The organism is Gammaproteobacteria bacterium (assembly GCA_029880545.1).
GTDB lineage: Bacteria > Pseudomonadota > Gammaproteobacteria > Acidiferrobacterales > SZUA-150 > JAOUOD01.
In genome coordinates, this window is the sequence record JAOUOD010000005.1 from 182,580 (window position 1) to 195,699 (window position 13,120).

The window sequence follows — 13,120 nt, forward strand, 5'->3', positions numbered from 1 at the left end:
GGTCAGTCGAGGTCTTTGAAGATATCCAGCGGGGTGCGATGACCGGCCAGGTAGTCATCGATGCCACGCAAAACCTGTGGGCTGCGCAGCCTGTTGCCCAGCGCTTCAATCTCGTCGCGGGTTTTCCAGGCGGTTCCGACAATGCCGTCGTCCAGTGAAAGCACCGGGTTGTGGCCGGTTACCGTTCCGGTGAAGGCGAAACGAAGGTAAGTCAGATCCTTTTGTGGATGTGGCCAGCGATAAATTCCGACGAGCGCGGTGGGCGTAAACTGCCACGCCGTTTCTTCCAGGGTTTCCCGGATGACTGCTTCAATAATGCTTTCGCCTTTTTCCAGGTGCCCGGCCGGCTGGTTGAATACGGTACGGTTCGGGTTGTCGGCGTATTCTTCAACCAGCAGAAACCGGTTGTCACGTTCAACAACCGCTGCAACAGTTACATGGGGCTTCCAGATCATGGCGCGATGGTACCAAATCACGGGTGCCTGGCGAATGTTTCGTTGCCGCCGGAAAATTATCAAGCTACAAAACAGGTAGCCCGGTGCAAAGGTCAGAAATCCGCAGCGATGGGTAGCCCAGGATGACGGAAAAATCGGCACACCGCATGGTTGCGTATTTTTGGAATACGGTATGAGCCAAACTGTGAACTGGTTCACAGTTTGGCGGGTTGGCGGAACCTCTGCATGTATAGGATATCCGAGATAAATAATATTTTAGCTTAAATAAATGCCATAACTTGTTGTAATTAATTTATTATTAGTGTTTCCTAATGCTGGAATCAGTCGATTTCTAATTAGAGCAAATACTAGGCGTCAATATTGGCTTACGTTAGAATTTAGGCATCAGAAAAGGTTCAGAAAGTGTCGTAACTGGCTTGTTACGACAAAAGACCGATTGCGACGCCGGAGTTACCCAGGTGAACACGTTACTGCCAATATTGCAAAAAAAGGTCATGACTGCGGTCGTGACGGCGGCCGCTCTTGTTTCCGGTTGCGGCGCCGGAGACAGCAGCAGTCTTGATTTGAGTGGCGGTCGTGGTGGTGTGGTAAACGGTATGCTCTCTCTCAAGATAACCGACGCTCCGGTTGATGGCGCGCGAGCAGTCTGGGTTCGGTTCTCCGGGGTAACGCTCAAGCCCAAGGATATGGACCCCTTTCAGGTGGTGTTCGATGCCCCCAGGGATATTAACTTGTTGGCCCTCCAGGGTGATTTGACCGACGACCTGTTTGTCGATGTTGTTGTTCCCGCCGGGGAGTACAACTGGGTTCGTCTGGATGTCGAAACTGCAGGCGTGCTTGATACGTATATAGTTTTTGACGATGGCACCGTAGACGGTGACCGTCGCGAGCTGACGATTCCCAGTGGTGCTGAAACCGGGCTCAAGTTGAGCAACGGTCTGACAGTTCTGGCCAACGGCAATAGCAACAAGGTTATCGACTTTGATTTGCGTAAATCCGTCGTTGCGGCAAATCCGACCGACTATTATCTCAAGCCGGTGTTGCGAATGGCTGACCAATCTTCGGGCACCTTGTCCGGCGTTATTGCCTCGTCGCTGTTGACGGATCCCGCGATGTGTTCTGATGCTGACCCCAATACCGGGAACGTAGTGTATGTATTCGAAGGTGCCAACGTGGTGCCGGATGACATTGATGGCAGGGCTTCAGAGCCGTTGACGTCGGGTAATGTCGTGTTTAATGCAGGCAGTGGCGAATACGAATACAAGATCGGTTTTCTGCCCTACGGCGACTACACTGTCGCATTCAGCTGCAATGCTGATCTGGATCAGCCCGAGTCTGACGATCCGGTGATGTTTTTCCCTTCAAGCAATATTACAGTGAGCGCCGGCAACAACATTGTTGATGTTGTTCGTTAATCCAGCGGCATTTTCACGACAACATTTTTTCCAGGATTGAACCGCGGAATAAACGATTCCAGCGCTGCCAGTTCGACGCTGTGCCCGAAGTAATAACCCTGGGCGGAGTCACAGCCCATGTCGCGCAACAGCTCACAGGTTTCAGCATCCTCGACGCCTTCAGCAACCACCTTGATTCCGAGATCATGTGCCATGGTTATACTGGCGTTTACGATAGGGTAATTTCCGGAATCGCGAGACAGCTTGTGAATGAATGACTTGTCGATTTTCAGTTCACTGATGGGAAACTTCTGCAAGTACGACAGGGAAGAGTAGCCGGTGCCAAAGTCATCTACCGAGACGTTGACGCCAGACTCATGAAACCTGTTCAGGATGCCGGCAGAACGACTGGGGTTGCTCATAATTGTGTTTTCAGTTACCTCGATGGTGAGCTGATTCAGCGGGAAGCTGAAGCCGGAAGATGTTTCGAGAACGAGATCCAGCAGAGTGTTGCACAGCAAGTCGTTGGGCGAGACATTGAGCGAGAAAACCAGGCCGGGAAACTGCCCGCATATGCTGGCCAGCTCCGGCAGGTAGCGGGATACGACCCAGCGCGTGATCTTGCATATCTGGTTGTCCCTTTCCGCCAACGGGATGAATTGTTCGGGCGACAGAATGCCCAGCGTCGGGTGTTCCCATCGAAGCAGCAACTCAAATCCCGCCAGCTTGTTGTTTGCGATATCGATCCTGGGCTCGAATACGGCACGAAGCTGACCGGTTTTCATAGCCTGCTTGATGTCGTGAGCGATAATCAGGTTGGCATGACTGTCGGAGTCCATTTCATCGTGATAGGACGCCAGTGTGAGGTTGTTGCGTTTGGCGTGGTACATGGCCACATCAGCACGTCGCATGAGGTCTTCCGCAGTCTTGCCGTTATCGGGATAGATGGATATGCCGATGCTGGCACCAATCTTGAGTGTATGACCCTTGATGCTCATGCTTGGCTTCAGGGTATCCAGCACATTGGCTGCAATTTTCTCGGCCAGGATCTGGCCGGCGCCGTATATCAGCAGGCAAAATTCGTCACCGCCGATCCGGGCAAGTACGTCTGACTCTCGAACCGAAGCTTTCATCCTGGCAGCAACAACGTTCAGGACCTCGTCACCGATATCATGACCCAGTATGTCGTTGATCTCCTTGAACCGGTTAAGGTCCAGAAGCAACACGGCAAATGGTTCGTGTGTCCGGATCGACTCGGTAACCGCTCGATCAAGGCGCTCGTTAAACAGGTTCCTGTTGGCCAGTGCTGTCAGGTCGTCATGGGTGGCCTTGTGTTGCAGATCATCTGCCAGTGTTACCAGCGACGTACGCATGGTCTCCAGGTCGGCGGCCAGTTGATCGATTTCGATAATGCGCGTGTCAAGATGAAGTGGCGTATCAATGTTGCCGTCAGCAATGTCCCTGGATCGATTGCTAAGCACAACCAATGGTTTGTGTATCAGGTGAACACCGGTAATTACCAATGTAACCAGCGCTACCAGGTACAGCAGGGTGATCAGCAAAAATCGCGCAGCTATTTTCTGATAGCTGTCCGAAATCGGAGTTTCATCAAAACCGATATTCAGCGTGGCGATGGTTTTCGTGTCACTGAAGTAGACCGGAACGGTTAGGTAGTAGGTGTTGTCGCCGTTTTCACCAATGGTACTGTCTTCCGTGTAATTTCGCGCGGATAGCGCCGGGGCATCTGAAGGCAGAATAATATCCTGGTTGCTTACCGAAACCTGGATATAGACAACATCATTTCCGAGTATGGCAGAATCCAGAATTGCAATAATATCCTTGCGATTCGATTCGAGTTGTCTTGTGGACAGCATATCTGATATCAGCCCGGCAACTGCCCGGGCCTGGCTGATAAACTGTTCCGCGGTATTTGATTTGTAGGCATTCATGATCGCCATGTAGATAAAGGGCATCAGGGCAACATGCATCAGTATTATGCTGATGATGACGTATCGACTGATACCGAATCCACGTGGTTTTCCTGCATGATCTACCATAACGTCATTAGCACCCTGGCGTTTCGTATCTTGTCTACATCCGTGATCCGGACAAAGCAGATGTCCTCCGGGTTTTCCGCAAGGTGATTGTCAAGTCCTTCCAGGCTTTCCACGCTTGCAAGCGTCGCGGCACCATAGCGGAATACGCGTTTGATCAGCTTCCGCTTGTATCCGTCTTCAGTCATGTGCATCACATTTTTAAGGAATTCCCGGTACAAAACTTCGTCTGCGAGATTCAGAACCGGCTTGCTGCGACCGGTGTCATTTATTGACGGCAGGCCGAGATACATTCGTCGTACGTCGGTTTTCGAAATCTGCGGGAGACTGTTTGTTGAAGTCGTAATCAGTACAGCTGACAGTTCCTGGCTGGCGAGGACTGGCGCATTTATCAGCAAGACCAGCAGTGCAAGCGCTGGCGCCATGCCCGGTATGGAAGCGAGCAACACGCGCAATGGGCCGGACATGCTGCTATTCGTAGTCATCAGAACACCAGGTCAACCGCGACAGAGTAGACACTGGAGTTGCCCAGCACCGGTATGTTAACGCCTTCATCTTCGACCTTGTCATACTGGATTTTCAGGGCAAGAGAATTTGCTACATCCCACCTGACCCCTACCGAGGTGGTGTTATGCGCCTCATCGCCGCTTTTTCCGCGCACGTGTTGGGTAAAGCGTGACCGTGTGACATGTGGCGTGAAATCACCAATACGGTAACTGATGGAGTACATTCCCGTGTTGATAAAATTGGAATCGAGGTCACGACGGTATTCGTTGTACTCGGAGAATACTTTGAATGGATTGAAATCCAGGTTGACTGATGCGCCGTAAAAATCCTGTGCGACATTTCGTTTTGTCGGAATGTTGTTTACATCCCGATCAACCAGTCCATGCAGATAGGATAGCCTGACGTCCAGCCAGTTGTATGAGGATTCTACCACCAGGCCGATCATGTTTTTCCAGGTCTCGTCGACTGATGCGCCGGACAACAGGCTTAACAGGTCATTGTCTTCGCTGTCCTCGCGCCCGCCATACACCATGATCGATGCATCCCAGTTGGTAAGTTGCGGGATGTAACTGATACTGGCGCCATTGTAGTGTGATATCTGCCACGTATAGTTGTCCGCTGGTGGGCGTATCCAGTGATAGGTATAACCGATATCAAATGAGTCTGAATAGTAATAGAGCGGCAAGGCCTTGCGGCCAAGGTGAAAAATCAGTTCTGGACGTATTTCATAGCTGAGATAGGCCCATCCGGCCTCCGTAGCAAAGTCCCTGGCGCCGTGACTGGCAAGCTGGGTAATAAAATCAAGCCCTGGCCCAAGCTCGGCGGAAATCTGGATGCCTGCCGAGGTATCAGGTTTGAAGCTGATTTCATTTTCATAGATACCGGCCTTGGGGTAGTCGGCGAGAAACTGGCTATCACCCGCAGTTTTCCCGGCAACGATGGACGCATAACCCGTCACCTTGGTTTCCGCGGTAGCGTAAACACAATAGACCAGTGCAAGCAGAAATACTGTTGCTTTCCGTATATACGTCATAATAAGTGATTGAATTTTTGTAATTTGTTATTCACTCATTGTAATTGCATATATACATTTTGACCAGTCTGAAAAGGGGTGGGCAAAAGTCGTTAGCGTGCACCCGATTTAATGATTTTCAATTCGCTATTTCGGTCTCAGCATCAATCTCGCGATACTCCCCGGGCATGAGGCTGTCCAGCCTGCAGGAGCCGATCGCAACCCTTATCAGGCGAAGTGTTGGATTGCCGACTGCCGCTGTCATATGGCGAACCTGGCGGTTGCGGCCTTCGGAAATCACCAGTTCAATCCAGGAGGTTGGAATGTTTCTACGTTGCCTGATCGGCGGATTTCGGGTCCAAATGGCAGGAGGGTCAATCAGCTTCGCCCGGGCAGGCAGGGTTGGGCCGCCTTTTATTTCCACTCCGCGTCGTAGCGCCCAAAGAGCAGCCCGGTCAGGTATGCCTTCTACCTGGACCCAATAGGTCTTTTCCATGCCGCTGTCCGGGTTGGCGATGCGGTTCTGCAATGCGCCGTCATCAGTCAGCAACACCAGGCCTTCACTGTCGGCATCCAGGCGCCCGGCGGGATAGACTCCCGGTACAGACAGGTAATCGGCCAGTGTTGGCCGGTCGTGTTTGTCTGTAAACTGGCACAGCACGTTAAAAGGTTTGTTAAACGCAATCAGCATCGGCTATACCAAGTACCAGGGGTTGGCTTCTTTGTTTCCTCCTTATTATTATATTGGAAAACAAACCATAAATACCGGGTGCCTGAATTTGCCCGGCAGACAACCAGGAAGGCTTTTGGGGATGGATATGAGGCAATACTTTGGTCGCAGGCTGCTTTTGATGTGGTTGGTCCTGTTTATGCCCGGGAGCTGGGCAGCGGTCAGCCACACCGCCGGTCACGAATGGAAGGTGCTGGTAACACCGCATTTCAAGGTGCATTACCACGACGGGCTGGAGGAACTGGCGATAAAAGCGGCGCGTATCGCAGAAGATGTGCACGATCGATACAGCAAAATCCTGAAATGGGAACCGGGCGGTCGAACCAACATGATCCTGACCGATGAAATCGGCCTGTCCAACGGCTGGTCAACACCGGTGCCTGACAATCGTGAAGCCATCTATGTTACGCCACCGACCGAGCCCAACTCACTGGAAGATCATGGTGGCTGGCTGGAAACCGTTATTACCCACGAGTACATCCATACCCTGCACCTGGACAAGGCCAGCGGCTTCCCGAAGTTCATGCGCTATGTTATCGGACGTTACCCGTCATTCTTCCCGTTTTCCGTGTTTCCCAACGCGTTTCAGCCGAGTTGGGTGGTAGAGGGCCTGGCCACCTACTATGAAACGGACCGGGAGCGCGGCATTGGCCGTGGCCAAAGCAGTTATTTCGGCATGATGATGCGCATGGAAGTGCTGGAAGGAATCAAGTCCTATCGCCAGGCCAACTGGTACACGGTGGACTGGCCGACCGGAACTATCCCTTATCTGTATGGTGTGCACTTTTTCGATTTCCTGGCCGAAACCAAAGGCAAGGATGCCGTTGTGAAAATGGTGGAAGATTATAGTGATGATGGTCTTGCGTTTCGGGTCAATGCCAACATGGGCGCCGTTTTTGGCAAGAATATTAACGGGGTGTGGCGCGATTTTGAGGCGTACCTTAAAAAGCGCTACATGCCGCAAATCGAGGGCCTGCAAAAAAGTGGTCTTGTAGAGGGGCAACGCCTGACTGCGCACGGCTATGATACCGGCAATGCCCGGCTGCTTGACGGCGATCTCTACTATATTCGTTCAGATGACATGCGTCGCCCGGCGCTAATGAAGCTGGGCAAGGGTGAGCAACAAGCCAGCCACCTGGCCGATGTGCACTTTTACGCCACGTTCGATATTCACCCAAAGGTCGGTATCCTGCTGGCGCAACCGGAATTTTGTGGCAATGCGCAATTGTTTTACGATCTGTACCAGGTTAACCCGGATTCCGGGCGCACCCGGCGGCTGACCAGCTGTGGCCAATACCATGCCGCCAGCTGGCATCCGGACGGTGAGCGTATTGCTGCAGCGCGAGTGCATAACGGAAAAAGCAGCCTGGTGCTGATGAATGCGCACGGTGACAAGGATAGTGCTGAAACACTCTGGCAGGCGAGCGACGATACAGTAATCGGACAGCTGGACTGGTCACCGGATGGCAATCTCATCGTGGCATCGGTGTGGCGCCCGGAAAACGGCTGGGATCTTGAAGAATTTGCGGTTTCCGACAGGACCTGGAAACGGATCACGAAGCAGCAATCCATTGAAATGCACCCGCAATACAGCGCTGACGGAAAATCAATCATCTACAGCGCGGATTACAACGATGTTTACAATATTCACAGCCTTGATGTTGCATCAGGAAAGATCACGACGCTGACCAATGTGCTGGGTGGTGCATTCTCCCCGGTGTTGGCTGATGATGGTTCGCTGTATTTCACCGGCTATCATGCCGGCGGTCAGGATATCTACCGTGTCGAGAACGCGGCTTCATCAGCAACAAAAGCCGTGGTTGCCAAGGCTGGCCCTTCTGCAAAAGTACGTACGGACTGGCCGGAGCTGGGTGAGACCGAGACCAAGGACTACTGGCCCTGGTCAACACTGTATCCGCGTTGGTGGATGCCTTATGAGAATGTATCCGATCGACTGGCCGAAATGGGTGTAATGACATCCGGAACCGATGTGTTAAACCGTCATATCTACTCCGGATTGCTTGCCTGGGATGTGCAGAATGACTGGGCAGTCGGTTCGGTGGATTACATCTACGACCGCTGGTGGCCAACGTTCAAATACCACGCATCACGCTATTCGACGAGTTACCTGAACCTGGACAGCGAGACTCAGCGGATTCGCCTGAATGATGTCTACCAGGCCGAGCTCGTGTTTCCCTGGTTGAGCCTGGATCGGCGTCTTACCACGCATCTTGGTTATGTGCACCTGAAGGAATCAGATGGCTGGATAAATGAGACTGCGGGTATTGATGGAGAACCTGATGATGAAGACAGTCTCGCCGGCCTGGCGTTTGTCTATAACTCCAGCAAGTGGTTCTCGCGCAGCATCAGTCGTAATGATGGCAGGCAAATCAACCTGGTTTATGAAAACAGTAACCTGGTTGACGACGATAATTATTCGGGTGAGTTATATCTGCTGGACTGGCGCGAATTCTGGCCGCTCTGGGGCGAGCATGTTCTGGCCCTGCGTTTTGCTGGTGCCCGCAGTACCGAGTGGCCGGTTCCTTTCAGGCTTGGTGGCTCAATTGGCGCCGGTGGGACGTCGTACCTGCTCGACAGCACGCTGGTGAATTCACCGTTTGCCCAGCGACGTTATGGCTTGCGTGGTTATCCCAGTGGCCTGGCCTGGTTGACCGGTCGCAATATGCACCTGGGCTCGGCGGAATACCGATTCCCGGTTGTGCGGATTGAGCGTGGCTCGACAATGCCGCCTATCGGCATCAGCCAGATTCATGGCACGCTGTTTGTTGATTATGGCGCAGCCTGGAACAGCGAGCAGGAAGTTGCCACCGAGTACTTTACCGGCGCCGGCGTGGAAGGGCATTTTGAGATCACGGCATTTTATAGTGGTGTGCTCGACTTGCGTGTTGGCTATGCGCACGGTTTTGACCTGGGTGGCGAAGACCAGGTTTACCTGGGCGTTGGGGCGTCGTTTTGATGGTAGTGACATCGGTGGTGGAATTCATGTTCCAGATTGCTATGCTGTGATCTATCTGTGATGAATTGACCTGAAACCCGGAATTGCGAATCCGGGCAATGATGCGCAGATGTTGAAATCTATACAGTATTAAAAGGAGACATGGAAATGAAAAATATAACTTCGGGGATGGGTCGGCTGATGGTTTCGGTATGCCTGATCTTGCCTGTATCTGTATTTGCAGGCGGCACGCTGACAATTCCGGAAAAAGCGGACTTCGTCGACGCCAAGAAGATTCGGGCTGCCATTGTAACCGAATGCAAATTGCCGGAGACGCTGTCCAAGACGATTAGAAAGGCAGCGAAGGGCTATGACAAGGTTGAGCAGGTCGGCAGTCTGAAAGGCGCGAAGGGTGACGTGTTGGATGTAAAAATCGAAGATGCTATGGGTCACGGTGGCGGTGGTTGGGGCATGGGCGGACGTCGCACCGTTAAAACGGTTGGTACGCTAAAGCGTGATGGCAAAGTGATAGGTACATTTACTGCGCAGCGCGGCACATCCAAGGGCCGACGCACATGCAGCGCCCTGCAATATGCGGCCCAAGCGGTAGCCAAAGATATTGGTGTCTGGGTTGCCAGTCCAACCATGGATGCTCGCTTGGGAGAGTAGCCGACAACTCGCCACCAAAGAAAAACCCGGCCCGATTGCCCGGGCCGGGTTTGATATTTGGAATATTCAGTGCTCAGTGGCTGATTTGTTCGGCAGCCATAATGTTGGCGGCCTGAAGCCCCTTCGGACTTTCGTTCAGCTCAAATTGCACTTCCTGGCCCTGTTTCAGGGTCTTGTAGCCATCCATCTGGATGGCTGAATAGTGGGCAAATACATCCGGTCCACCTTCAGAAGGGGAAATAAAGCCGTAGCCCTTGTTGTTGCTGAACCACTTAACTGTACCTAATGCCATGCTGATCTCCTGCTTCCTGCCTGGTGATGGTTCACCGTGTTATCAATCCCGTCTCCGGCCGTCTTGGTCAGGTTTTCTGCCAGGTCGCCGGGAAACGGCCCTGCCAAAGCATTAATGAAAATGAGAATCACTATGATGCGCCAATGTCCGAGTAAGTCAACTGTCTAAAAAGTCAGGGAATTACCTGCCAAGAAAGCTGGTAAAATTAGGAAATAACCGGGAAAAAAGTCCTTGCAAACAGACTGCTTGAAATTTTGTGTCCGGGCCGCACAATGAACCCAGCCCGTCAAAAAATGGTCTACCATAGAAATTAGAGAAGCAGAATGAGCGAAAAAGTACCGCAACACCACGACGAACTGGTCGTTCAGGAATCCAGGCCGAAGCTTGAAAAGCCCAAGCTCTATAAAGTGATTCTGCTGAATGACGACTATACAACCATGGAGTTTGTCGTTGAGGTGCTGGAGCTTTTCTTCCGGAAAACCCGGGAGCAAGCCACCCAGATCATGCTTCATGTGCATACGCGGGGCCGGGGAGTTTGTGGCGTCTATTCGCGCGATATCGCCGAAACCAAGGTGATGCAGGTTATGCAGTATGCAGAGGATCATCAACAGCCTTTGCAGTGCGTGATGGAGCCGGAATGATTATTGCATGAAGCATTTCAGGGTTCTGCGCAGCTACAGGCCAGATATCCAGAATATATTGAAGACGTAATGAGCGGGGTTAGCGATGTTGTCACAGGAATTGGAATACTCCTTGAATGCGGCATTCCAGGCGGCCAGGGATGAGCGTCATGAATATATTACGGTAGAGCATCTGCTGGGTGCGCTGCTGGACAACGCTACTGCCGCACGAGTATTGCGAGCGTGTGGCGGTGATATTGAAAGCCTGCGCAAGAGTGTTGACGAGTTTCTCAGCGAGAATGTACCCAAGGTCCCCGGCGGCGCCGAAGTGGACACCCAGCCGACCCTGGGATTCCAGCGTGTTATTCAGCGCGCCGTGCTCCATGTTCAGGGGGCCGGCAAGAAAGAGGTGACCGGCGCCAACGTCCTGGTGGCCATTTTCGCCGAAAAGGAATCCCATGCCGTGTATTTTCTGCACAAGCAAAATATCACACGGTTTGATGTGGTGAATTTCATTTCCCACGGCATTTCCAAGGTGCCGGGAGAGAACCAGAATGAATTGCCTGCTCCCGAGGAAGGTGAAGAGTCGACGGCCCAGGCCGAACGCAGCCCGCTTGATGTGTTTACCATCAACCTCAATCAGCGGGCGCTGGAAGGCAGGATTGATCCGCTAATAGGCCGAGCTTACGAACTGGAACGTACGATCCAGATTCTGTGCCGGCGTCGCAAGAACAATCCCTTGTACGTGGGCGAAGCCGGTGTCGGCAAGACCGCACTTGCTGAAGGACTGGCCAAGCATATTGTTGACGGCGAGGTGCCGGAGGTGCTGGCCGATGCGGTGATCTATTCTCTGGACATGGGCGCGTTGCTGGCCGGCACCAAGTATCGCGGTGATTTTGAAAAACGCCTGAAGGCGGTATTGGGTCAGCTCAAGAAGCAGCGTCACGCCATCCTGTTTATTGACGAGATTCATACCATAATCGGAGCCGGTGCCGCGTCCGGCGGTGCCATGGATGCCTCAAACTTGTTAAAGCCAGTACTTGGCAGTGGTGATCTCAAGTGTATTGGTTCTACCACTTACCAGGAATATCGCGGGATCTTTGACAAGGATCGCGCCTTGTCCCGCCGGTTCCAGAAAATTGACGTGGTTGAGCCTACCGAGGACGAGACCTTTGAAATCCTGCGCGGCCTCAAGACCCGGTTCGAGGAGCATCACAATATCAAGTATACCAACCAGGCCTTGCGCAGTGCCGTCGAATTATCGGCACGCTATATCACCGACCGTCATTTGCCTGACAAGGCGATTGACGTTATTGATGAAGCCGGCGCCAGCATGCAGTTGCTCGTGCCATCCAAGCGCAAGAAAACCATTGGTGTCGGAGATATTGAGAATATCGTTGCCAAGATTGCCCGCATCCCGCCCAAGAGTGTCTCCAAGTCAGACCTTGAGGCGCTGCGCAATCTTGATCGTGATTTGAAGATGGTAGTTTATGGGCAGGACGCTGCTATCGAAGCGCTGTCGACATCCATCAAGCTGTCCCGTTCCGGCTTGCGCGAAGGTGGCAAGCCGATTGGTGCATACCTGTTCTCCGGCCCGACCGGTGTCGGTAAAACAGAGGTTACCCGCCAGCTTGCACATACACTGGGTATCGAGCTGATCCGGTTTGATATGTCCGAGTACATGGAGCGCCACACCGTCTCAAGACTGATTGGCGCACCGCCGGGTTATGTCGGTTTTGACCAGGGTGGCCTGCTGACCGATGCCATTACCAAGCATCCACATTCAGTGCTGCTGCTTGATGAAATTGAAAAGGCGCACCCCGACGTATTCAACCTGCTATTGCAGGTAATGGATCACGGCACGCTCACGGACAACAATGGCCGCAAGGCGGATTTTCGTAACGTCATCATTGTCATGACTACCAATGCCGGCGCACAGCGTGCCGCGCGTGCATCCATGGGTTTCACCGAGCAGGATAACAGTGTTGATGACATGGAAGACATTAACCGGATGTTTACACCGGAGTTCCGCAATCGTCTTGATGCCATTATTCGATTCAAGGCACTTGAAAAGGACACCATTGCTCACGTGGTCGACAAGTTCATCATGGAACTGGAAGCGCAGCTGGCTGATCGGAACGTGACTATTGAACTTGAACAATCAGCACGAGCTTGGCTGACAGAGCATGGTTACGATCCAGCCATGGGCGCCCGGCCCATGTCACGCCTGATCCAGGAAAAGATCAAGAAAGGGCTTGCTGATGAAATCCTGTTTGGCAGCCTGTCCGGTGGCGGCCATGTCGTTATTCGTGTTGAAGATGGTGAATTCCACTTTGATATACCGGAGCCGGTAACCACCTAGTTTTCGACTGAATGATAGCCGATCCCGGAAACCAAAAAGCCCGCAATGCGGGCTTTTTGGTTTTATCAG

The 13,120-nt window shown here is 52.6% G+C and carries 11 protein-coding genes; 5 read left to right on the forward strand and 6 right to left on the reverse strand.

Features of this window, described 5'->3' with window-relative positions; genetic code table 11:
* Positions 1 to 2 precede the first annotated feature (2 nt).
* The gene (locus tag OEZ10_07635) at positions 3 to 455 is read right to left on the reverse strand and encodes an NUDIX hydrolase (GenBank protein ID MDH5632851.1); all 453 of its coding nucleotides are present in this window, start codon (positions 453 to 455) and stop codon (positions 3 to 5) included.
* 458 nt (positions 456 to 913) lie between these two features.
* Between OEZ10_07635 and OEZ10_07640 the strand changes: the two genes are divergently transcribed.
* A complete protein-coding gene (locus OEZ10_07640; protein ID MDH5632852.1) occupies positions 914 to 1,870 on the forward strand; it encodes a DUF4382 domain-containing protein in 957 nt (318 codons plus the stop codon).
* Here OEZ10_07640 and OEZ10_07645 read toward each other — a convergent pair.
* The 4 genes from OEZ10_07645 to OEZ10_07660 all read right to left on the reverse strand — a co-directional run bounded on the left by OEZ10_07645 (position 1,867) and on the right by OEZ10_07660 (position 6,113).
* Positions 1,867 to 3,906 (reverse strand): EAL domain-containing protein, encoded by a 2,040-nt coding sequence (locus OEZ10_07645; GenBank protein ID MDH5632853.1) that lies wholly within the window; start codon positions 3,904 to 3,906, stop codon positions 1,867 to 1,869. The two genes, OEZ10_07640 and OEZ10_07645, sit on opposite strands and share 4 nt — an antisense overlap.
* Positions 3,900 to 4,388, reverse strand: a complete 489-nt coding sequence (locus tag OEZ10_07650; protein MDH5632854.1) for a hypothetical protein — start codon at positions 4,386 to 4,388, stop codon at positions 3,900 to 3,902. Before OEZ10_07650 ends, OEZ10_07645 begins: the two co-directional genes overlap by 7 nt.
* On the reverse strand, positions 4,388 to 5,443 hold the full coding sequence (locus tag OEZ10_07655) for a porin (protein ID MDH5632855.1): 1,056 nt from the start codon (positions 5,441 to 5,443) through the stop codon (positions 4,388 to 4,390). Before OEZ10_07655 ends, OEZ10_07650 begins: the two co-directional genes overlap by 1 nt.
* 118 nt (positions 5,444 to 5,561) lie before the next feature.
* Positions 5,562 to 6,113, reverse strand: coding sequence for a pseudouridine synthase (locus OEZ10_07660; GenBank protein MDH5632856.1), 552 nt, complete (start codon positions 6,111 to 6,113; stop codon positions 5,562 to 5,564).
* A gap of 121 nt (positions 6,114 to 6,234) precedes the next feature.
* On the opposite strand from OEZ10_07660, the gene OEZ10_07665 reads away from it, so the two are divergent.
* A complete protein-coding gene (locus tag OEZ10_07665; protein MDH5632857.1) occupies positions 6,235 to 9,129 on the forward strand; it encodes a hypothetical protein in 2,895 nt (964 codons plus the stop codon).
* A 147-nt stretch (positions 9,130 to 9,276) separates the two neighbouring features.
* Positions 9,277 to 9,777 carry a hypothetical protein gene (locus tag OEZ10_07670; protein MDH5632858.1) on the forward strand — a complete coding sequence of 167 codons (501 nt, stop codon included), beginning with the start codon at positions 9,277 to 9,279 and terminating at the stop codon, positions 9,775 to 9,777.
* 73 nt (positions 9,778 to 9,850) lie between these two features.
* Here the strand turns inward: OEZ10_07670 and OEZ10_07675 are convergent, their stop codons facing one another.
* Positions 9,851 to 10,069, reverse strand: coding sequence for a cold-shock protein (locus OEZ10_07675; GenBank protein MDH5632859.1), 219 nt, complete (start codon positions 10,067 to 10,069; stop codon positions 9,851 to 9,853).
* A 323-nt stretch (positions 10,070 to 10,392) separates the two neighbouring features.
* Here OEZ10_07675 and clpS point away from each other — a divergent pair, with 323 nt between their 5' ends.
* Both clpS and clpA read left to right on the forward strand, forming a co-directional pair.
* Positions 10,393 to 10,710 carry an ATP-dependent Clp protease adapter ClpS gene (gene clpS / locus OEZ10_07680; protein ID MDH5632860.1) on the forward strand — a complete coding sequence of 106 codons (318 nt, stop codon included), beginning with the start codon at positions 10,393 to 10,395 and terminating at the stop codon, positions 10,708 to 10,710.
* An 85-nt stretch (positions 10,711 to 10,795) separates the two neighbouring features.
* The gene (clpA, locus tag OEZ10_07685; GenBank protein ID MDH5632861.1) at positions 10,796 to 13,051 is read left to right on the forward strand and encodes an ATP-dependent Clp protease ATP-binding subunit ClpA; all 2,256 of its coding nucleotides are present in this window, start codon (positions 10,796 to 10,798) and stop codon (positions 13,049 to 13,051) included.
* The last annotated feature ends 69 nt before the right edge of the window (positions 13,052 to 13,120 follow it).